This is a genomic window from Vibrio sp. 10N.247.311.13, from assembly GCF_041467595.1.
In the GTDB taxonomy this organism is placed as follows: Bacteria; Pseudomonadota; Gammaproteobacteria; order Enterobacterales; family Vibrionaceae; genus Vibrio; species Vibrio crassostreae_C.
In genome coordinates this window covers 87,787-106,023 of the sequence record NZ_JBFSUX010000010.1, presented here as the reverse complement: position 1 = coordinate 106,023, position 18,237 = coordinate 87,787, and the positions used below count along the sequence as shown (strand labels likewise).

At 42.2% G+C, this 18,237-nt stretch carries 27 protein-coding genes; 17 read left to right on the top strand and 10 right to left on the bottom strand.

All coding sequences use genetic code 11. The annotated features are described in order from the left end of the window. Positions 1-4: 4 nt before the first annotated feature. Positions 5-1,915: an Ig-like domain-containing protein gene (locus AB6E52_RS06845; RefSeq protein WP_372098596.1), complete on the bottom strand. Its 1,911-nt coding sequence runs from the start codon at positions 1,913-1,915 to the stop codon at positions 5-7. 66 nt (positions 1,916-1,981) lie between these two features. Beyond that, the gene (locus AB6E52_RS06840) at positions 1,982-2,233 is read right to left on the bottom strand and encodes a hypothetical protein (protein ID WP_372134425.1); all 252 of its coding nucleotides are present in this window, start codon (positions 2,231-2,233) and stop codon (positions 1,982-1,984) included. A 363-nt stretch (positions 2,234-2,596) separates the two neighbouring features. On the opposite strand from AB6E52_RS06840, the gene AB6E52_RS06835 reads away from it, so the two are divergent. Further along, positions 2,597-2,815 carry a hypothetical protein gene (locus AB6E52_RS06835; RefSeq protein WP_372134426.1) on the top strand — a complete coding sequence of 73 codons (219 nt, stop codon included), beginning with the start codon at positions 2,597-2,599 and terminating at the stop codon, positions 2,813-2,815. A 26-nt stretch (positions 2,816-2,841) separates the two neighbouring features. Here the strand turns inward: AB6E52_RS06835 and AB6E52_RS06830 are convergent, their stop codons facing one another. Next, a complete protein-coding gene (locus AB6E52_RS06830; RefSeq protein ID WP_372134427.1) occupies positions 2,842-3,624 on the bottom strand; it encodes a hypothetical protein in 783 nt (260 codons plus the stop codon). A gap of 71 nt (positions 3,625-3,695) precedes the next feature. Here AB6E52_RS06830 and AB6E52_RS06825 point away from each other — a divergent pair, with 71 nt between their 5' ends. Next, entirely contained in the window at positions 3,696-3,872 is a 177-nt protein-coding gene (locus AB6E52_RS06825) for a hypothetical protein (protein WP_372134428.1), read from the top strand. Positions 3,873-3,886: 14 nt separating this feature from the next. Then, positions 3,887-4,081 (top strand): hypothetical protein, encoded by a 195-nt coding sequence (locus AB6E52_RS06820; RefSeq protein WP_081231401.1) that lies wholly within the window; start codon positions 3,887-3,889, stop codon positions 4,079-4,081. A 342-nt stretch (positions 4,082-4,423) separates the two neighbouring features. Here the strand turns inward: AB6E52_RS06820 and AB6E52_RS06815 are convergent, their stop codons facing one another. Continuing rightward, positions 4,424-4,789: a hypothetical protein gene (locus AB6E52_RS06815; RefSeq protein WP_372134429.1), complete on the bottom strand. Its 366-nt coding sequence runs from the start codon at positions 4,787-4,789 to the stop codon at positions 4,424-4,426. 187 nt (positions 4,790-4,976) lie between these two features. On the opposite strand from AB6E52_RS06815, the gene AB6E52_RS06810 reads away from it, so the two are divergent. From AB6E52_RS06810 to AB6E52_RS06770, 9 genes are all read left to right on the top strand, one after another. Continuing rightward, positions 4,977-5,195, top strand: coding sequence for a hypothetical protein (locus AB6E52_RS06810; RefSeq protein WP_372134430.1), 219 nt, complete (start codon positions 4,977-4,979; stop codon positions 5,193-5,195). Positions 5,196-5,606: 411 nt separating this feature from the next. Beyond that, positions 5,607-6,278, top strand: a complete 672-nt coding sequence (locus AB6E52_RS06805; RefSeq protein ID WP_372134431.1) for an excalibur calcium-binding domain-containing protein — start codon at positions 5,607-5,609, stop codon at positions 6,276-6,278. Between the two features lie 459 nt (positions 6,279-6,737). Beyond that, complete coding sequence (locus AB6E52_RS06800) at positions 6,738-7,142, top strand: LexA family transcriptional regulator (RefSeq protein ID WP_372134432.1); 405 nt, start codon at positions 6,738-6,740, stop codon at positions 7,140-7,142. A 2-nt stretch (positions 7,143-7,144) separates the two neighbouring features. Then, entirely contained in the window at positions 7,145-8,404 is a 1,260-nt protein-coding gene (locus AB6E52_RS06795) for a Y-family DNA polymerase (RefSeq protein WP_372134433.1), read from the top strand. Positions 8,405-8,729: 325 nt separating this feature from the next. Then, positions 8,730-9,149, top strand: a complete 420-nt coding sequence (locus AB6E52_RS06790; protein ID WP_102305828.1) for a hypothetical protein — start codon at positions 8,730-8,732, stop codon at positions 9,147-9,149. Then, complete coding sequence (locus AB6E52_RS06785) at positions 9,127-9,342, top strand: hypothetical protein (RefSeq protein WP_102305829.1); 216 nt, start codon at positions 9,127-9,129, stop codon at positions 9,340-9,342. The genes AB6E52_RS06790 and AB6E52_RS06785 overlap by 23 nt, the downstream gene beginning before the upstream one ends. Positions 9,343-9,449: 107 nt before the next feature. Further along, positions 9,450-9,617, top strand: coding sequence for a hypothetical protein (locus tag AB6E52_RS06780; RefSeq protein ID WP_157936602.1), 168 nt, complete (start codon positions 9,450-9,452; stop codon positions 9,615-9,617). 68 nt (positions 9,618-9,685) lie between these two features. Then, complete coding sequence (locus tag AB6E52_RS06775) at positions 9,686-9,913, top strand: hypothetical protein (protein ID WP_102305830.1); 228 nt, start codon at positions 9,686-9,688, stop codon at positions 9,911-9,913. Positions 9,914-10,011: 98 nt separating this feature from the next. Then, a complete protein-coding gene (locus tag AB6E52_RS06770; RefSeq protein WP_372134434.1) occupies positions 10,012-10,560 on the top strand; it encodes a hypothetical protein in 549 nt (182 codons plus the stop codon). 46 nt (positions 10,561-10,606) lie between these two features. On the opposite strand, the gene AB6E52_RS06765 is transcribed toward AB6E52_RS06770, so the two are convergent. After that, positions 10,607-11,731 (bottom strand): tyrosine-type recombinase/integrase, encoded by a 1,125-nt coding sequence (locus AB6E52_RS06765; RefSeq protein WP_102305832.1) that lies wholly within the window; start codon positions 11,729-11,731, stop codon positions 10,607-10,609. Between the two features lie 329 nt (positions 11,732-12,060). On the opposite strand from AB6E52_RS06765, the gene AB6E52_RS06760 reads away from it, so the two are divergent. The 5 genes from AB6E52_RS06760 (at position 12,061) to AB6E52_RS06740 (ending at position 15,440) form a co-directional block, all read left to right on the top strand. Next, a complete protein-coding gene (locus AB6E52_RS06760; RefSeq protein WP_372050550.1) occupies positions 12,061-13,194 on the top strand; it encodes a hypothetical protein in 1,134 nt (377 codons plus the stop codon). Positions 13,195-13,270: 76 nt separating this feature from the next. Further along, positions 13,271-13,567 carry a hypothetical protein gene (locus AB6E52_RS06755; RefSeq protein WP_102305834.1) on the top strand — a complete coding sequence of 99 codons (297 nt, stop codon included), beginning with the start codon at positions 13,271-13,273 and terminating at the stop codon, positions 13,565-13,567. Between the two features lie 469 nt (positions 13,568-14,036). After that, positions 14,037-15,062 carry an EAL domain-containing protein gene (locus AB6E52_RS06750; RefSeq protein ID WP_154723898.1) on the top strand — a complete coding sequence of 342 codons (1,026 nt, stop codon included), beginning with the start codon at positions 14,037-14,039 and terminating at the stop codon, positions 15,060-15,062. A 6-nt stretch (positions 15,063-15,068) separates the two neighbouring features. Continuing rightward, a complete protein-coding gene (locus tag AB6E52_RS06745; protein WP_154723897.1) occupies positions 15,069-15,212 on the top strand; it encodes a hypothetical protein in 144 nt (47 codons plus the stop codon). Positions 15,213-15,266: 54 nt separating this feature from the next. Beyond that, a complete protein-coding gene (locus AB6E52_RS06740; protein ID WP_154723896.1) occupies positions 15,267-15,440 on the top strand; it encodes a hypothetical protein in 174 nt (57 codons plus the stop codon). Between the two features lie 74 nt (positions 15,441-15,514). Here AB6E52_RS06740 and AB6E52_RS06735 read toward each other — a convergent pair whose 3' ends face one another. From AB6E52_RS06735 to AB6E52_RS06715, 5 genes are all read right to left on the bottom strand, one after another. Continuing rightward, entirely contained in the window at positions 15,515-15,751 is a 237-nt protein-coding gene (locus AB6E52_RS06735; RefSeq protein WP_136987187.1) for a hypothetical protein, read from the bottom strand. A gap of 493 nt (positions 15,752-16,244) precedes the next feature. Next, the gene (locus tag AB6E52_RS06730; RefSeq protein WP_372134435.1) at positions 16,245-17,162 is read right to left on the bottom strand and encodes a hypothetical protein; all 918 of its coding nucleotides are present in this window, start codon (positions 17,160-17,162) and stop codon (positions 16,245-16,247) included. Between the two features lie 225 nt (positions 17,163-17,387). Continuing rightward, on the bottom strand, positions 17,388-17,570 hold the full coding sequence (locus tag AB6E52_RS06725) for a hypothetical protein (protein WP_154723895.1): 183 nt from the start codon (positions 17,568-17,570) through the stop codon (positions 17,388-17,390). A 17-nt stretch (positions 17,571-17,587) separates the two neighbouring features. Beyond that, positions 17,588-17,866: a hypothetical protein gene (locus AB6E52_RS06720; protein WP_154723894.1), complete on the bottom strand. Its 279-nt coding sequence runs from the start codon at positions 17,864-17,866 to the stop codon at positions 17,588-17,590. Between the two features lie 151 nt (positions 17,867-18,017). Beyond that, a complete protein-coding gene (locus tag AB6E52_RS06715; RefSeq protein WP_081231368.1) occupies positions 18,018-18,233 on the bottom strand; it encodes a hypothetical protein in 216 nt (71 codons plus the stop codon). Between the last annotated feature and the right edge of the window lie 4 nt (positions 18,234-18,237).

Sequence of the window (18,237 nt, the reverse complement as noted above, 5' to 3'; positions counted from 1 at the left end):
TCTGTTACTGGTTCAAACTCAACCATGTCACCGCAGATGTCCCCCAGCGTGTACTCTTTTGTGTTTTATATTCTTTTACTCCACTTCCAATTCGATAGAGCAAGATCGCTTGGTCTTCAATATTTGATAGCTTATTACTCAAATCGCCATCACCAAACTGTGTGATAACTTGATTGATGAAGTCGTTCAGTGCATCTGATTTCTGATTGATGTTGATGGCCACTATGTCACCTTCACTGAGTGTCGCAAGGTGTTCGTCCAAATCGGAATCGCGCCAAGTGGAAGGGTCAGCAAAACCATAACTATGATACTCAGCATTTGCACTCTTTCTGAGAAAGACTTGCAAGTTGCCAGTTGGTGCTTTCAACCGGTCCATCTCCAATGTTCGATCACATCGATTTGAATCGGCGTCTGAGCAAGTTCTCTGAACGACGTATCGCCAATCATGAGGTGAGTCGATCCAAGGGAATTCAATGCTAAAGTTCGCTATTTCTGCATCCGGAGTAAAATAGAAAATGGGTAAAGCTGTCCCTGTTTTATCAAGGTTGACCGTGATAGATACCGTATCACCTGGTGCGGCAATCTTATCACCAACCATCATGTCATGGGTGTTACTGGCATCAGCGGTGATTAAAGCCTCATGTGGGCCTTCCACTAAATTTCCTTCACCACTTTCAAGTGCTGGAATGGTGACTAGTGTGTGAGGCGTATTGTCCAAATTCAGCAGCTGCACATCAGAGGTGATAATTTCGAAGTTTTGGTTCAAGTAGTCATTGTTTGTCGAGGGTATGACCTGAATATCAAATGTGCCTGCATTGTACGTCGAGAGGCCATCGCTCGTTTCAAAGGTGATGTCGTGATGCATCCCAAGATCATCATCCGTCGGATTCATTTCGATGACACCCAAGTCATTTAATCGCATAAAGTTAGGCTTATTGATTATATTGACCACGGGCTTTCCGTCAGTCTTTGTTGACTTGATTTGGGTGAAGACATTTTTTTCTTGTCCAGATATAAGGTGTGGTGGCAACGTGAAAGATGTTCCACTCGAACGTACATTCACATCGACAATCCCGTCTGTAAACAAGTTCGACTCGTCAGTCACTCTATATTTGAATGTCTGAATGCCATCATTATCTGGTGATGGGGTATAGGTAAAGGTGCATGGGGGCGTCATCGTCACTAAACCATAATACGGTTGCTGGCTTACCATGCAGGTGTGAGAGTCGGTTGGGTTTTTGTCTGTCCAAGTCCCGGCCACCGTAAAAGGAGTCCCTTGTGATATATCGCCAGTCTTGTGTTCAGCGATAGGTGGATACAGTTGCTGAATGGAGTTATAACGCACATTCCCTTGTGACCAGTTGAAGAAGCCGAAATATCCCGGTGCAACGGTTAGATCATTGACGTCAAAGATTGTAGCGCCATCTAACTTGGTCACGATCCGATTCGGAAATAGCTGCATTTCAAATTGGTAGGGCTGGCCATGCATCCATTCTACATTTCGCTTCTTACCCAAGATGGTGTTTTGGCCTTGTTCAACATCATGAACCGTCCAGCCATATGATTTCATCTCATCTAAGGTGCCATCGAAATAAATTAAACTGAATCCATTGTCTGCGCCGGTTGGCAGTTTTTTCCATGAGAAGAGGTAAAAACCACCAGCAGTAGGATCGCCATAAATGAACCCGATGTAGTCATCGTCTCCAGCTCCCGCATCTACTTGAATGACCCCTTTGAAGGTTCGATATTCGTATTTGGTTGCACTCATAAACGCAGTGGGGTGTCCGTTGATGCTTTGGTAGACACTTTGGCCATCTGAACTCACCGTCCAGTCTCCTGACGCAGCTTCGCCGTACTGCTTCCATGTATGCAAATTCACTTTATCTGACTCAGCATTAGCGACACCGATGGACATTAACCAGTTTATGGCCACGCAAGAAAGAAGGTACTTTGTATTGAATTTCATGGCTTGTTCCTCCAATTAATGAATCGGTGAGCCCGAGCTTTCGCTGATATTGTCCTTGAGCTCGGTACGCAAGCGATCCAATGAAGCCTCACAAATATCAATTAAATCGACGTCAGCATTAAACCTAGCAACCGACAAGATGCTACTGATGAGCAGTTGGCGTAAATGCAAGGGCGTCTCATCTGTTACACCTAACACTTTTAACGCGGCCACTAACCGGACAGTGCTACTTATTTCTGGGGAGGGCGAAGTCGTATTGGTCGTCATGATTTACTCCAGTTTTCTTTTGCTGCGCACGATGTCGGAGATCGGCTATGTAAACCGAGAATAACTCAGCATCGAGCAAAGAAATTCAAATAAGCAGGCCGATCTATGCGATTAAATTGACATAACTAAGGGGGTGGAGGTCCCCAAACGGCTCCATGGAGCCAGTATTAGCCGGTAGGGTTTGTCAAATAACTTTCGATATTCGTGTCGCTAATTTGTAAAAGGAGACATTGGGCCGTGTATAACTGAATTGAACACAAACAGTCAGTAGACATAAGGTATTTAGAAATGATGAACAAGAATATGAAGAATTTTTACTTTCGAATTACATGCATTGGCTTGATATTAATGCTGTGTTGTGGAATGTCTCTGTTTTTTCAAGCAGCAACGAGTGGTTACCCGCTTTTTGAGTTTGTAAAAGAAGTCGTCTTGGGAAACAGTCTTCCAACTGATGTCAAAAACCTCGCGATGTTTCAGCTACTTCCAACTTTAGCGGGTCTACTGTTGACTATTGGCGGAACGAAAAAGATGGTTGAAGAGAAGAAGTCTACCGAATCATCTGACGTAGAAGAGCAAGCGTAATCGGTTAAGTGACCTCATTAGGGGTATTATGAGGTCTTACTGATCCAAAACTCACCGTCGCATGGGCCAACGAATGGAATGGCTTCACCGCTGTTTAGGTACGAGTCTTCGCGTGACTCTCTGGGAGAGACAACTGAGTGATAAGTAATTGGATTCAAACTAATAAAGAACCCAAGCTTCATCGGCTTGGATTTTCGATCCGAATATACTCGGCTGCGGTATTGGTGACCGGTTTGTCTCCGGTACACAATATCTTCGCGACCAAAATGGTTAACTAGTTCTTTTGTGCTTACTTTCAGTGACAGTGTTACTGGAGCCAACGACACTATAGCTGTGCTAAAGCCGAGTCTAATCAGTTCCTCTCGCATTTCGTTGTATTTCTGAATGTCATCAGCTGGCGTAGCGGTATATTTACCTCGAACTAAACTCACTTCTTCAGTACTGGTGATTAGATTAGAAGAGTGTGCAACGTTTTTGTAAACACCGATACGCGTCGCGTCCGATAAAAATATCGGTTCACGAGAGCATCTTTTTTCAGAAAGCGTTAGAGATTGGTGTAAGTCATAAATTTCTTCCGCTTGTTTTTGAAGTTTATCGAATAGGTCCAGATCGCCATTGACGTGACCTATCCATCGAATATGTTGAGGTTTGGTCAGACGAAGATGGCCCGATTCAGTAAATTCTTCACTGTATTTTGGGTAGCAATGCGAACCAAATGACTCCACTTCACTTGAAGAAGAGATCACATCGTCGAAGAACTGTTCTTCTAATTTGAAGAATCGCACCCAATCAGCGTTGCGGTTTGTCATTCTGGAAGACTCTTAAATAACGTATTATGTTATTGTATACAATTATTGGTTAAAAACAAAATGAGCCTTGTATGACGAATAAATTGCCAGTGAAAGTGCTTGAGAACATAGGTGTTGATTGCTTTTCTCGATGCCCTTATTGCAATACAAAGGTCATTGAAAATGCGGTTGTTGTGAAGCATCTCGAAACCAAGCAATTGTCAGTAGCGCATCAAGAATGCGTCGAGGAAAAGGCGCTAGACACTTAAAGGAGCTCAACTTTATGCAAGAACTATGGTTATTGGTGATCTTCTATATCACATTTGGGTTTTGGGTTGGATGCGGCACCGCTCCCGCAATTCTCGTATGGATTAAGAACCCACACGAAAGCACTTCGTGGAAGCTCTGGGCCGTCACCTTCAGTTTAGCAGAAGGGCCAATTGGGTTGCTTTCCATCAAAAATTGGAACATGGAGTAAAGGTTATGCGTATGTCTATTGGAAGAGGTTATAAGAGGCTGACAGTCGCCTTTACTCTCTTGGTCGTCATGATGTATGTCGAACCTGTTTCTTCATTGTTAAGCGTCGATACCAAATCTCTAGCCGATATTTCACTCATTCTATGCACGATATGTGTGCTCTCTATGTGGATACAGAGAAAGTTAGTTAACGACCGTATCTAACATCATCCGGCGACACCTTTTTCGCGATGTCTAACAGTATAGCGATTACCGCTCTTTGAACATCTTGCTTCTGCTCTTCAAGAGAAATAGCGCGAATTAAACAAAAGATAGTAATGATATGGCTCTCAATGTGGGAGCCTTATTCATACATCAGTTTGTCGTATTCTTTGAGGATAGTCGTTCCGTATTTGGTTAACGATAGCCAGCGTGGACGCCTTCCGGAAATCGGTTCTATACCCATTTCTATTAAGTCATGTCTGGTCATATTCGTGATTTGAAAAATTGGTAACGTTGCTTTCTTGTTGGCATGTTTAACTGTATCACTAAGGAATTGGTATGACTGCCCACTGCTGCTTTCGATTCCGTAAAGTGCGGCTATCACAGTCATTAAGTTACCGTTTCTCGTAGCATCAATGAGTATTAGAGTTGAAAATGAAACATTATATTTATTAGTCAATATGCGAGATACGTATTGCAACCCGCCGTCCTTCAATTGCTTCGACATGAATGTCATCTCCAATATACTGCCCATAAAACAGTGAGTTGAAATTTTTAGGGTTTCCATTCAATCATGAACAATCCAGCATAACAATGGCCGCAGCCAAATATAGTGATGGCTCAAGCGAGCTAGTCCTTAACAAACCCGATCGGTGTTGTATATCCATGTGAAATCCAATTTCAGGAGTTGAGATATGCAGACAAAAGAAAGTGAAATCACGTTTAACACTGGTCGAGGGTATTCATCGAGTGGCCAGCAAATACATGCAAAAATTATCGAAGATACTGGCGAAACACTCCGTGTCCGTTTTTCAGATCAGACTCGTGGTATAGACGGAGAAATAGAGGTATCTGAGCTCACAGCGACCAATATCATGCGCGAATATGATGCTGGTCAATATAAAGGGGTGTGACGGTTATGAATTCAGGCATCTTAAGTACTACAGGCGAGACACAGGATAAAATGAGCACTCAAGAGGTGGCGGCGTTTATGTTGGAGTCCGGTGGACATTACACTGCGGCAGGGTTGTCAAAAGAATTGGGCATCTCACTGGCTAATGCGTCTGGAAACTTATATAACATAAAGACCTGCAAGAAATATGAAACCGAACTCGTAGGCACGCCTGTTACCGTGAAAGTCGTCGATATACGCGGTCATAAGAAAGGCCAACGACTGTGGTCACAGATATTGTCTAGCTGTTGGTCATAGCTTTAGTGACAATGTAACGTTAGTTATCATCTTGGAGAAAGTTATGATAAGGATTGTTCGTAATCTAATTTATGTAACTGCTTTGCTCGTTTCGTTTTCATCTTTAGGAAATGAAATGTGGCGTGGGTTGGTTGTTGCGGAAGAGCATCGTTGCTCACCCTATGACAAGGATGCTCAGTATCCTTATCCGGCCTCTGTAGAGCACGCGATAGTGGAAAGTATGGAAGGCCATATTTACGGTCCATATACTGGAATCTACTACCAGTCGACGTCTGAGACAGACATTGAGCATATTGTTGCTGCGAGTGAGGGGCATGATAGTGGACTCTGTTCTGCGAGCACAGAAACGAGAAAAGCATTTGCAACCGATCTATTGAACTTAACTCTTGCATCCCCAGCCGTGAACCGTTGTAGCGCTACAGGGAAATGCGGTTTGGATGCAGGCGAGTGGTTACCACCAAGAAACCAATGTTGGTTTGCGCAACGTGTCATTCAAATAAAAACTAAGTACGGTCTTAGTGTAAACCCTGTCGAAGTAAACACGTTGGAGAGTGTTATCCAGAATTGTCAGTCGTTTGAGATGGTGTTTTACCCACCTGCAGGAAGTACGCCTAGCGAATACATCAGCCAAACGACGGGAGATGCGTTGTCAATGTATGACGATAACAACAATGGACGAATCACTTGCGCAGAAGCTCGAAATCATGGGATTGCACCAGTAACGGCGCATCACCCAGCATACGCCTTCATGTCTGACCGAGACGGGGATGGTATTGTGTGCGAGTGAATGGTTTACTGCTGTCGAGACTTGAGTTTTGACAGCGTTCTCTTTGATAGCTTCCTTCCGAGAAACATAAACAAGCCCAAACAGATCAGACCAACCCCGACACCATAGTCATTGAAAATATGAACTAGAGCCAACCAAGCGAAACATAATATAACGACTAAAACTGCAAACCTAACTAATGGCATGGTAACACCTTTAAAATTTATCAATTATTGCAATAACTTAACATTATTTGTCCAAAACCCAAATATTGAGATCATAGATATATTGGTCTAAACAAGAATTTATACGATAGCATATTATGTTATCGTATAAAGGGCTCTTCATCTCAAAGCAGCGCCGTCTCAACCTACATCACACCCCAAGTTCAGTAGATTCGGAATCTTTGAAAGACATTCACTTGCCTTTTATCTAAATTCAAGGCTAGAATCACACTGTATAAATGAACAGTATCGATTTATGAATATTTTAACTTATCCGGTGAGTGCAGGTGTGGTTGGTTTCGAGTCCCCAGCTGCTGAATATAAACAGCTGGAGTTGAGTCTCGATGAGTTGCTGGTGGAACACCCATCATCGACTTTTTTAGCTCTGGCGCAGGGAGACAGCATGCAAGGGGTAGGAATATTTTCAGGTGATGTACTGATTGTTGACCGAGCTCTTACTGCAAAGGAACACGACACTATCATCGGAAATTTAAACGGTGAACTGGTTTGTAAAATTTTAGATATCAAAGGTCGTCGCTTACTCAGTGCAAATGATTCTATGAAACCGGTCAAAATTGATGACCACGATTGCTTCTCAATAGAAGGAGTGGTGTCGAGTTCCATTAGATTACATCGCGTATCAACAATGTTTTCGGGTTAACTATGTATTCTTTGATAGACGGAAATTCTTTCTACAATTCTTGCCATCAGGTATTCAGACCCGATTTACGCGGTAAGCCAGTGATCACCGTTAGTAACAACGACGGTTGTGCCGTAGCGGTAAATAATCAAGCGAAAGCCTTGAACATTCCTAAATTCGAACCTTACTTTAAAATCAAGGCATTATGTGAGCAGCATGGCGTTACAGTCTTCTCATCGAATTACGAATTGTACTCTAGTTTGAGCTTCCGCATGATGCAAGTGATTGCTCGTTTTGGACCTCAACAACTGATCTATTCTATCGATGAAAGCTTCCTAAATCTGGAGAAGTGCGTAAACATCCCTTGTTTACGAGAGCATGGCGCAGCAATTAGAAAGGCAATATGGAAAGAGTGTCGGATCCCGGTCTGTGTGGGAACCGGCCCGACGCTCACCCTTTCAAAATTGGCGAATCATGCAGCGAAAAAACTACCTGGTTATCAGGGGGTATGTGTTTTGGATTCAGTGAAAGAAACCCAACAAATTCTCAAGGCTATCGACGTGGGCTCTGTATGGGGAATTGGCCGGAAACGTACAAAGTCACTTCAGTTCATGGGTATTACTACTGCAGCGCAATTAGCGAATTTGTCACCATCGAAGGCGAGAAAAGAATTCGATGTCGGTGTAGAGCGCACAATACGAGAACTGAATGGTGAAAAGTGCATTCCATTCGATGTAGCAAGAGCCGACAAACAACAGGTATTTTCCACGCGCAGTTTGGGTAAGCGCATAACGGAATTCGATGAACTTAGACAAGCAATCAGCCTGCATGTGGGCATTGCTTCACGCAAGATCCGCGATCAACAGTCACTTTGTAAAGTGTTGGTTTGCTTTGCAGGAAATTCACCATTTGACGAAAAGCCGGTTAGTTACAAAGCGACTCATAGATTTGAGTATGCGACAGCTGACGTTGATACCTTAACCAGCGCGGCTTGTGCTCTTGCACACTCACTCTACAAAGAAGGCGTTCAATATTACAAAGTAGGTGTTGGGCTAATTGATCTCGTTGATGGTAAGCATGAGCAAGCCGATCTATTTAACCCTCAACCCAATAATGCGAAGTTAATGGCTTCGTTTGATCAGATTAACGCGAAATACGGCACTGACACTATTTTTATGGCTGCGCAAGGAACACCAACCAACACATCTTGGGGCATGCGTCGCGAAATGCTGTCCCCGCAATACACAACTAAGTGGAAAGACCTGCCAAAAATCGCCTGTTAACGACATATACCCTCCAAGCAATTTGCAATCTATTCGCTATTTCAAGCTCTCTATTTGTACTTATTTAAAATTAGTTATTTGATACTGAACTCAATATTCGAATAACAGAGTAGAGAGCAAGAATGGCAGACATGCTGAAAGACCCGTTTATAAGCCAACGACTCCCCTCGACTTCAAAACCTGCATTTGATGACTGGATTAAACGCCTCCCCGTTGGCAATCAGCTGCCACGGGGGAAGTACTTCAAATGTAAGCTTGTAGTACCTAAGCACCAGTCAGAAGAAACAGAACTACAGTTCAAGCCTTCGCGTTGAAAGGAACAGATATGACTTCAATAAAGATCGTTTCTACAGCACAACGACTTTACCAATGTCGTGAGCAGCAAATATTTCTGTCAGGTGAGCAGGGGTTCATTGAAACATATGAAAAATGGTCACCTGTAATACGGTTAACAATGGCCAGATTCAATTGTAATGAGTTGCATGCTCTAGTCAAAATCTTAGAAATCACTGAGAAGCGACACGATTCAGGCATGTTTACTCATTTGTTGTCGGCAGTAGCATGTGAGATGTGCGAACCAACACTTACCGTTAACTCGAATTATACGACCGAATTCAAAGCGGGAGTTATTGCGAGCAGAAAAGGGGAGAAGTTTGACCCTGAATGCCATATCGAGTGGCAAGAAGGCTACATCCGAGAACAGTTAAGGAGGGTGGCTAATAATGCTCAAACTCGATCTCACTGACTATATGGGGCCTGTTGATAAAGCGTTACTCAGGTTAAGCATCCTAAGTATCGGGTCGCATGTCATGTTAGTGACTAGCTTCAATGGCGAACTCTTCGGTTTCGTTGAAACACTGATTACCTGTTGCTTCGTTTTGGTAGTGGCAACCATTGCCTACAAACAGAAAAGAAAGCTGCGAGCAGAGCAACTTTGAGTTCTTCCTTCTTCCATAGCGTCGTCTAAATATTGAAACCCGATACGAAGTTAAATTGGGAGACTTAGGATGTATAACAAACTCACAGTTAATCTCAGGGAGAGAATATGAAGACAGTGACAGAATTACACACGATGAATGTGGCTCTATATTGCCCTCACTGCGGAGAAGAACAAGATGGTTTTTGTGTCAACCCAGCGGGTGGTGAATTTGAATGCGACGATTGCCATAAGCCATACAAAGTCCACTCTGAAGCCGATATCGAACATAGATAATCAGCGGTGATGACCGCAGTCCAATACTCCATATCAATAACATTTAAATCTTGTAAGGAAACGAGTATATGAAAAGAAATGTACACAGAGAGATTGAAATTAATTGGTTGAAAACAGTTTGTATCGTGTCACTGATAGCTTGGACTGTATTCCTCAGTTTCAACGACTCTTTACTGATTGTCGAGCAGGCTTGGCTCATCGTTATACCTTATTTAACTTCAGCCTTTGTTTGGTTAACGTCACCAGCCAAACTGATTGCCATCGAGTATTCATACACTTATGAGCATCAGTCTTAGAAATCAGTTAGGAACCTGTTACTCACCACTATAGAACACCTCGGTGTAATTTATCCCCACCGATGGATATCGATTGTGAGATCAATGGAGAAAACAAGATGCTTAAAAAAAGAACGATAAATGATGCGATGTCTATAGTATGTATTTTCTTATTTCTGGAGATACATTACCTGCATTTGATAATTGAGCAACCAGAGCTGTATAACAACCTAAAAAGCTTAGTAGCTATGGTTCTGGTTATTCCGCTCATTAGTATTGCTTGTCGTATCGATCTCCTAGTCAACAAAAAGGTACTAGCCAATCCAGCTGTGATTCATCTAACAACACGACAATGCGAGTTAATATGGCAAGGAAATAAGTTAAGTAAAATTTCACCGATACCAGTAAAGCAACTGCTCTTAGATAATCCTGATAGTTTCGCGGAGCTGGTGGGTTCGATGTTACGGGAAGCAAAGCAACCTGGGCTTACATTGATGCCTTTGTTAATCGTTCACTCAATGCTTGAACTGACGAAGTTAGAGGAAGAGGAACTTGAACGTTTGCTTATGGGCATTGGTGCTGCAAAAGTCGTGGTAGTTGATGAGCCTGAACAAATAGAAACAGCCAGAAAAGCTACAATATTGCCCGACCTATTTGGTGATGCGTAACGTAATGAAACCCCGCAGCTGTCAACATCGGGTTTCAACAGGCTGATTATGTTCTTCCTCTTGACGCTCGTTTCTGTGCCATTGCACCGTCTTTTGCCAATATCCCACGACCGTATCTCATCACCATAGCCGGTGTTGACCAACGTCCAGCTTGCTGCACTTGCAAGATGGTGTACCCATCAGTCAATAAATCCTGACAAGCGCCAACTCTTGCACTGTGGCCAGTAAAAGTAGCGATACCAACCTTACCCAAATTAAGGGCTTCCCATGCTTTATTGAAAATCTGCTCAACAGTCCATGACGTCATTTTCTTATGGTTTTTCCCGCTTTCAGGGTGAGTGGGGTCGATTAATTTTGGCCTGTAAGGAGTGTTGTGTCGGCTGATCCCAACGAACAAAAAGGCTTGTTCATCGGTGTCATCAAGCCCTGCCAATTCAACATATTCATGAATAATATCAACAGCTTCTGGACTAAATACCACTGTATCAGGTTCACCACTATGATTAGATTTAGTGATAGGGATAGTGAGCAATGCCGTTCCGTCACCTGGGTACTCTAAGTGGCCAAAACGGATATTTGCGATTTCCGATGCCCGAAGTAGAGTTTCATAAGCAACAGTCAACAATGCCAGATCACGTCGATACCGTAGGACAGGGGAATGTCGCCATAATTCGGTTATTCTATCTAAGTGTTTTTCTCGAAAGGCTGAAGCTTGTACTATTCGTTCACCTGCTTCAACTTTCCTGCGAAAGATACCGGCCATCTTGTCACGAACGATTTCATCAAGAAAAGGATCAGGACAACCTGAGATCCGATGAATTTTAGAAATGGCCCAAGCATATGAGCGGTTTGAGTTACGATGTAAGTCGTGGACTTTATCTTCAAAGAACAGTTCGATTGTTTCTGCGGCTGCTGGCAATGGGTGATGCTCATGCTCGTGACACCATTTCTCAAATCGTGACCAGTTACTGTAGAGCTGAGAAAGTGAGTTCTTAGCATAACGCTCTTCACGTTTATTGAACTCTCTTAAAAGATGGTTAATAGCCTCTTGAATTTTTTGGTACTGTTCGCTCGATGTACCGTGCTTTCGTGCGAGCATGATCGCTTGGTGAACATGTTCTGGTCTTAAACGGGAAAAGTCCGTATGAAGTGAGATTTCAGTGCCGACCATTTCATTTCCAACTTATGCTTTCGTAGTTCATTACAGTTTAACCAATTCTCTCTATTTTTTCTAGATCACATATAATTGTAATTATCTGAGATCTAGAAAATGTGCAATTTATGGCTTTAAATCTACGCGTGATTATCCTGACATTCAATTTATCTGAGTTAATTACAGTGTCACTTTTATTGGAGGGTAGGGGGGCTAAAATTCTAACAACAACGCATCCAGTAAATGAACGGTACATTTTTACCGTGCTTCGCTTCACACGACAATTATCGAACATCGAACAGGTGTTCGTTCGTTCTGGACGTTCGACCAATGTTCGATTAAAATGAATGACATCGAAATCTGAACTTGAGTACCATCTAATGAGCGACATCAGCACACAGAAAGACCTTACCGCAGATCAACTACAACGACGCCAACGTGTTTTTGAAATTTGTGATTCGCTCTTCGTTAAAGGCGAGAAAACCAGTGTTCGCAATGTCTTATCAATGATGCCGGACGTTAAATCTACCTCCACGATTAACGTGGATGTCCGTGAATGGAACACTCAAGCTAAGAACAAACGAATGGACCTCTTCAGAGAACGAGGCTTTAGCGATGAATTTGTTGAATTGTTTTCAACTGAAATCACTCGATTAAGCGCCGCTAAAGATGCAGAGCACAATGCCGAAGTTCTCATGTATAAAGATGAAGCAGATCTGGCCAATGAACTCCTTTTGAAGACGGAGGGTGAGCTGGAGTTAGCCGGTGTTAAGCTTGAAGAATCAAACACTACAATTTCATTGAAAGACAAAGAGATAACCAAGCTTACAACCGAACTTGCGCAAAGCGAAAAGAACTGTGAAGGTATTGAACAACGGCTGACGGATGAGATTGGTGGCTTGCAGGACAAGTTGAATAATCAAAAAATCGATCTTGATAAGGCTCAAAGCCAAGTGGCCAAGACTGAGGTCAAACTCGAAAACCAAGAGACACTAATAGGCAACTTAGAAACTCAGCTCAATGAATGTCGAAACAAGATATCCGAACTAAGTGACACTGTAACTCAGAAATCCGGAGAAATCATCAGGTTCGAAACTCAGGCTCAGGGCGATATTCAACTGATCAAAGAATTACGTGAGAGTCGAAACAAATTCAGCACTGACCTAGCAGAAGTTGAAGCGGAATACATTACAACAAAATCTGAAAACGCACGCCTAGCCAGCGAGTTAGAGCAAGCAACGATAAGGTTTGGTACTGCATCAGAACGACTAACCTCTCTATCAGATCAGTTTACTGAGCTACGTATGTCTAACAGTCAAAACATTAGTACCATCGAAAGACAAGGTGCCTTCAGTAGCCGCCTAGAGGATGATGTTAAGCGTCTTACTCAGCAAAACGAAAGTCAAAAAGAAGAACTAGCGAATAACCAGACCATCATCAAAGAACTTGAGGCCAAAAACCTTCAATTGGGTAACAATTAGGTCCTATTCATTCGACACTCATTTTTCTATTAGATGGTGTACAACCATATGTGTACTCATCTAACTGGAGAGAATTATGAGAGCGACAACAAGCTTGTGTGATGTGTTCCAGGACACTAAATTTTCGGCAATCAAAGACAAGCTCCAAGACATTGCAGAAATCAATCAGAAGTTTCATGAGCAATTTCCCCACTATGGCCATCAACTGCGTGTTGCGAACGTCAACGGGGGCAGCATAGCTATTGAAGCCCCAAACAGTATGGTACTGACGCGTTTAAAGTTCGATAAGCAACAAATTCTTGCTTGGGCTGAGAAGATTGATTCAACAATCACTAACTTGAAACTGTCCGTTAACCCTACTCTTTATAAGTAGTGAGGATCAGAGATTCATGACGAAGGATCAGTTAAGCGGCGAAAATCGATTGTCTATTTGACAACAATGCAGCTCGTCCCACCTAAGATGAGTTTGTGGCAATATAATGCGCCATGACAACGTATTGACGAATCCACATGAAAATGTGGCAGAGTGAAAGTCGCCTAACAGCGACTTTTTCATTTCTACAGTAAGTTGCTCTACTCTATTGAGTCGTTCAAAAGATTCTATACATCCGATGCTTGAACCCTGCAGACTTTAAACCATTCACTCAAATCAACTTTGTGTATTTATCCACCAGCAACTAACAAATTTTGTGGATATCTAACTACCCTATAGAGCTCAGAGGCTTAAAACCGATATTTGTACAATCTATGTATGAATTTAAGGGCCTTATTTGCACACTTATCATTAATATTAGAGTTCAATTGATTGGGACATGAAATGAACCTAATCGAGATAAGTAGCTATGACTAACTCAATACAAAATGAATATGCGAAGGAAAGGAACGTACTTGCGATATCTCTGTGTATGCCTTTACTAGCTGCCGCTTGTCTAGCTGGGCTCTTGATTGGAAAAGGTAAAGTAGAGCTTTCCATCTTTCAAGAAGTAAGCGTCATTATGGCGTGCAGTGGGTTTATCATTGGGATCATCTTTGGCAATCGACTCGTTCTAACTCAAATGCAAAAAGTAATCACGATTCGCGAGAGAAATAACCAAGTACTGCGTATTAACACTGCTTTAGATAATGGTGACATCAAACCGTATTTTCAAAGTAGAGTTTCACAAACAAGTGGAAAGATAACGGGCTGTGAAGCACTGGCACGTTGGGAATGCCAAGGTTGTGTTATCCCACCTGCAGAATTCATCCCCTTCTCGATCAAAGAAGGCTTGATTTCAGAAATAGACACCGAAATCGCTGTACAAGCCATCGAACAATTAAAGGTTTGGCTGATAACAAATAAAATCACTGACGATTTCACTTTATCGTTTAATGTTGCCGCCGACACTCTACAGTGTACTGATTCAATCAAAAAAATTGCCAATGCTTTGAGTACAGTGGTCAATGAAAGGATATCAATAGAAATAGAGATTACAGAACAAACAAAAATTGAAACCAATGACATGATGCTCAGAAATATCGAGCTCCTGAAACAGTCGGGAGCCGATTTAGCTCTGGATGACTTTACTGCAGGTCACAATAGTATGACTATGTTGACGACCATCAAGTTCGACACAATCAAGTTCGACAGAAGCCTCATTACCTTTAAAGTCAATGATACAAGATCGCAGGAGATAAGCATTAAAGTGCTAGAAAACTTTGTCATCCTGTCTAAGCAGCTGGGGTTGAACACCACTCTAGAAGGGATAGAGACACCAGAAGCACTACAACTATACCAATCTTCAGGTATAGAGAGTTTTCAGGGCTTTTTATTTTCAAAGCCCTTGTCTTCCAATGACTTCGAACAACATTATACTAATTTCAACCATTGACACACGATGCCTAATGGAAGTTCCAAAGGTGGATTGGTCAATGTCAGTGGTCGTTTTGTATTGGCTCATGGTGACGCAAGATTAACGCTATCCGCTAATGAAGTAGAACAAATGACTAACTTGATTACCAACGCGTCTTGGTACGGCTAACGTAGAGGGAAAATGATGATAAAACGTATCGAATTTAATGTTTTAGGATGTGGTATGAACACGAGAACGTCAGCTAACGAACTTCTTGTGGATGTCGCACATGAGCGATTGAATAACTGGTTAGTTGAACAAGCAGTTTCTATTGTCAGTATTGAATCTATTTATGAGACTAAAATTGACACTGGCGACAGTAGATTTATTTGCCTACGACTTTGGTATGCTGACTAAACTGTAACCCACCACTAAGGCAAGAAAAGGAAAAAGTAACTGATGACCGAACTGGTGGGTGCTTTCAAAAACGTTTAGTTAACTGGCTCACTATCTTGAAGATCAGCCTTCACCGCCCCATCGACCAAGAGTACAGACACCGAATAAATAGACTGTTCAATGTTGCCATCTTCATTCATCCGTTCATAACCACCGATAGTCTTGTCCCCGTGCTGTTCTACCAATTGGCTCAGGGATTGTTGGTTCAAACTGCCCTCGCCTTCTTGCACTGATTCAGACGCGACAACTGACACAGAGACAGTGAAAGACATTGAGGCTACCAAAAAAAAAGCAAATTTCGAATTCATACATTTAATCTCTAATGGTCAAACATACTTGCTATATACAACAATTTACGAAAAGTTTAGTTCTTGCTATAGCAATTAGACACATGGCCAGTATGAAATATCTGAATTAAAGCGTTATCGCTCTTGGCTGTCCATATTGTATACCCAAATGAACTGGGCCTAGCTTCTAAAGACCAATCGCTTTGGATCTCATATACGAACCTTGGTGTTTTTATGAAGGTGAGTAGCGAATGGCGATAGTAAGTTTCAACCGTGTCCTCTTTGATTTCTACAAATTCAGTCCAAGACAGGCAGACGGCAAGTAGGCAAAGAGATATCACTTCTTGCACCGGTGGGTGGTAACTATGGGATGAGCTGACCAGTGAGGTGTAAAACATAAACCCAATAAGGACAATGACCCAGCCTCTTATGAAATTTAAAACAGGCACCGTCGCTTGATATTTTGCATTAAAAATAGTCATTGAATTAACTCCGCAATACGTTGATAAGAACCTGGAACCTTACGACTAAACCAATCGTAACGATGTACTTTTTGATCTCGGCTAAATACGTAATCTTGGCTTTTGGTTTTGGTCCACACTGAAACCACCGATTTCGATTTGAATTCATCACTCAGAAACTGAATCGCTCTCGGGGTCATAAAATTTGGATTGATAAAATATGCAGATAGGCCCTTAGACCAACACATATCTATAAACAGTGGATCATCTGAGACAAACACTCGCTTGGTTTTGTTAGTGCCTTTTGTGTAAGACCGGATGAATGGTGATCTCGCGGAGCTGTATCCATTGAGTTTAATGAACACTAAGCGACCTTTGTTAACGAACAATAAGATGGGTTCGCCTTGAAACTCAGTGATGGCATCAATAACGGCATTGGGAACCCAACCGTTAACAGCGTTCACATATTCGATAAATTGTTCAGCGTCTGGAATACAGGATAGATGGTCAGGCACATTGCGTTCATCCACTGAAAGCCCCCACTCTTCCACTTCTTTTGGCAAGACTCTCATTCTCGCGATGTCCATAACGATATCCGTGAATTTGATATCTTCAGGTGTGAGTTCACGGTAAATGTCAGCAGGTATATTCAAACCGGCTAGGCGACATAATTCTATAATGGCGCGATGTGGTGTTACTGAGTGGTCGTTTGAATAGGCGTCGATAATCGAAGTAGGTCCACAAGACTCACAGTTGAAACTGCCAGTGCCTAAAAAGTGGGTCCCCTTGTTTCCACAGGAAGGGCATAACAACTCGACCATTTCACCAGCACCTAATCTGGGGACCAGGTGACCAAAGGCTTGATCGATTGTTTCTTGGGTCATCTTTGGGAATAGATGCTCTTTCAAATATCCATTAACTAGATCGGAATCCATACGCATCTCCGTTTCATTCATTTACACCGAAGGTAGTAAAGAAAGAATGGAGCAATAACGCGATAAAATGGTTAAATAATGAAAGATATTTGGATGTTTATTAGGTGTGAAGGAGTAAAGAGGTGTCGAGGTAATGAAGATTGAGACTGGATAATTAAGTTTCCATTTTAACCTTTAGAGTAAAACTGTTGAATGTAGATCGCTTCAAACAGCATAATATTTTCCCTACTTGTTCGGTTTGTTTATGCGGTTATAAATCAATGCACCATTAAATAACGCGACACCTATCGCTACAACCGTCATCAACATCAGAGGCAATTGAGTTGTTCGAGTAGCTTCGTAATCTGTTAGTAGAACCCAGACCAAGAACGCGAACGCAATAACTACCGAAATTACTATTTTTGTCATTAACGCATTTTCCCCCATTAGCTGATTACTGGTAAAAGGCTAGTTTTTTTAAACCTTTCCATTTCCGATACTGGCACATGAAAATCTATCTCCGGAGGGTTATTTTTAGCACCGTTCATTTTGAACTGTACTAAGTGGTATAACGCTCGGTCATCAGCAGGTAAAACATGAAACTCACCTGTAGATGGTAGTTCGATGCTACAGCAAGCCACACCATCAAAAATTAAGATCATCGGAGTTTCAGGGCTGTTCGGGACAAGGGCTATTTTGAACCCTGTAAAGTCATGTGTGTCCATTTAATACCCCTAAGCTACAAAATCCTGTTTAAATTTTCTGGTCTACCAGATCTATCCCAAGGAACGTATAACCATCGTGAATGTTCGATTTGGTCTAATATCAATAGCCCTCAAAGAAGCACATTGAAGGGAATGCAACGCGCAGCAGTCATTAATCATCGTCACCTTCAAAGGCTTTGTCTCGATCCATCTCATTTGAAAGCCAATGAACATATGGAAGACCTCCAAACAGTTTGTCTTCTTCTCTTTCAGGGGATGAATGACGATGAGATACGCCACGTCTCCTTACTCCAGAATTTTTGCGTCGGTTGTTCTGCATTCTATTGCAAAAATCATCGTGGCTTTGTTGCTCAGTTCTTCGTGACATATTG

Coding starts and splice junctions, on each gene's coding strand:
- AB6E52_RS06845 (WP_372098596.1), bottom strand. CDS start 1,915: ATGTCCATCGGTGTCGCTAATGCTGAGTCAGATAAAGTGAATTTGCAT.
- AB6E52_RS06840 (WP_372134425.1), bottom strand. CDS start 2,233: ATGACGACCAATACGACTTCGCCCTCCCCAGAAATAAGTAGCACTGTC.
- AB6E52_RS06835 (WP_372134426.1), top strand. CDS start 2,597: ATGTCTCTGTTTTTTCAAGCAGCAACGAGTGGTTACCCGCTTTTTGAG.
- AB6E52_RS06830 (WP_372134427.1), bottom strand. CDS start 3,624: ATGACAAACCGCAACGCTGATTGGGTGCGATTCTTCAAATTAGAAGAA.
- AB6E52_RS06825 (WP_372134428.1), top strand. CDS start 3,696: ATGACGAATAAATTGCCAGTGAAAGTGCTTGAGAACATAGGTGTTGAT.
- AB6E52_RS06820 (WP_081231401.1), top strand. CDS start 3,887: ATGCAAGAACTATGGTTATTGGTGATCTTCTATATCACATTTGGGTTT.
- AB6E52_RS06815 (WP_372134429.1), bottom strand. CDS start 4,789: ATGTCGAAGCAATTGAAGGACGGCGGGTTGCAATACGTATCTCGCATA.
- AB6E52_RS06810 (WP_372134430.1), top strand. CDS start 4,977: ATGCAGACAAAAGAAAGTGAAATCACGTTTAACACTGGTCGAGGGTAT.
- AB6E52_RS06805 (WP_372134431.1), top strand. CDS start 5,607: ATGTGGCGTGGGTTGGTTGTTGCGGAAGAGCATCGTTGCTCACCCTAT.
- AB6E52_RS06800 (WP_372134432.1), top strand. CDS start 6,738: ATGAATATTTTAACTTATCCGGTGAGTGCAGGTGTGGTTGGTTTCGAG.
- AB6E52_RS06795 (WP_372134433.1), top strand. CDS start 7,145: ATGTATTCTTTGATAGACGGAAATTCTTTCTACAATTCTTGCCATCAG.
- AB6E52_RS06790 (WP_102305828.1), top strand. CDS start 8,730: ATGACTTCAATAAAGATCGTTTCTACAGCACAACGACTTTACCAATGT.
- AB6E52_RS06785 (WP_102305829.1), top strand. CDS start 9,127: ATGCTCAAACTCGATCTCACTGACTATATGGGGCCTGTTGATAAAGCG.
- AB6E52_RS06780 (WP_157936602.1), top strand. CDS start 9,450: ATGAAGACAGTGACAGAATTACACACGATGAATGTGGCTCTATATTGC.
- AB6E52_RS06775 (WP_102305830.1), top strand. CDS start 9,686: ATGAAAAGAAATGTACACAGAGAGATTGAAATTAATTGGTTGAAAACA.
- AB6E52_RS06770 (WP_372134434.1), top strand. CDS start 10,012: ATGCTTAAAAAAAGAACGATAAATGATGCGATGTCTATAGTATGTATT.
- AB6E52_RS06765 (WP_102305832.1), bottom strand. CDS start 11,731: ATGGTCGGCACTGAAATCTCACTTCATACGGACTTTTCCCGTTTAAGA.
- AB6E52_RS06760 (WP_372050550.1), top strand. CDS start 12,061: ATGACATCGAAATCTGAACTTGAGTACCATCTAATGAGCGACATCAGC.
- AB6E52_RS06755 (WP_102305834.1), top strand. CDS start 13,271: ATGAGAGCGACAACAAGCTTGTGTGATGTGTTCCAGGACACTAAATTT.
- AB6E52_RS06750 (WP_154723898.1), top strand. CDS start 14,037: ATGACTAACTCAATACAAAATGAATATGCGAAGGAAAGGAACGTACTT.
- AB6E52_RS06745 (WP_154723897.1), top strand. CDS start 15,069: ATGCCTAATGGAAGTTCCAAAGGTGGATTGGTCAATGTCAGTGGTCGT.
- AB6E52_RS06740 (WP_154723896.1), top strand. CDS start 15,267: ATGAACACGAGAACGTCAGCTAACGAACTTCTTGTGGATGTCGCACAT.
- AB6E52_RS06735 (WP_136987187.1), bottom strand. CDS start 15,751: ATGTCTTTCACTGTCTCTGTGTCAGTTGTCGCGTCTGAATCAGTGCAA.
- AB6E52_RS06730 (WP_372134435.1), bottom strand. CDS start 17,162: ATGGATTCCGATCTAGTTAATGGATATTTGAAAGAGCATCTATTCCCA.
- AB6E52_RS06725 (WP_154723895.1), bottom strand. CDS start 17,570: ATGACAAAAATAGTAATTTCGGTAGTTATTGCGTTCGCGTTCTTGGTC.
- AB6E52_RS06720 (WP_154723894.1), bottom strand. CDS start 17,866: ATGGACACACATGACTTTACAGGGTTCAAAATAGCCCTTGTCCCGAAC.
- AB6E52_RS06715 (WP_081231368.1), bottom strand. CDS start 18,233: ATGTCACGAAGAACTGAGCAACAAAGCCACGATGATTTTTGCAATAGA.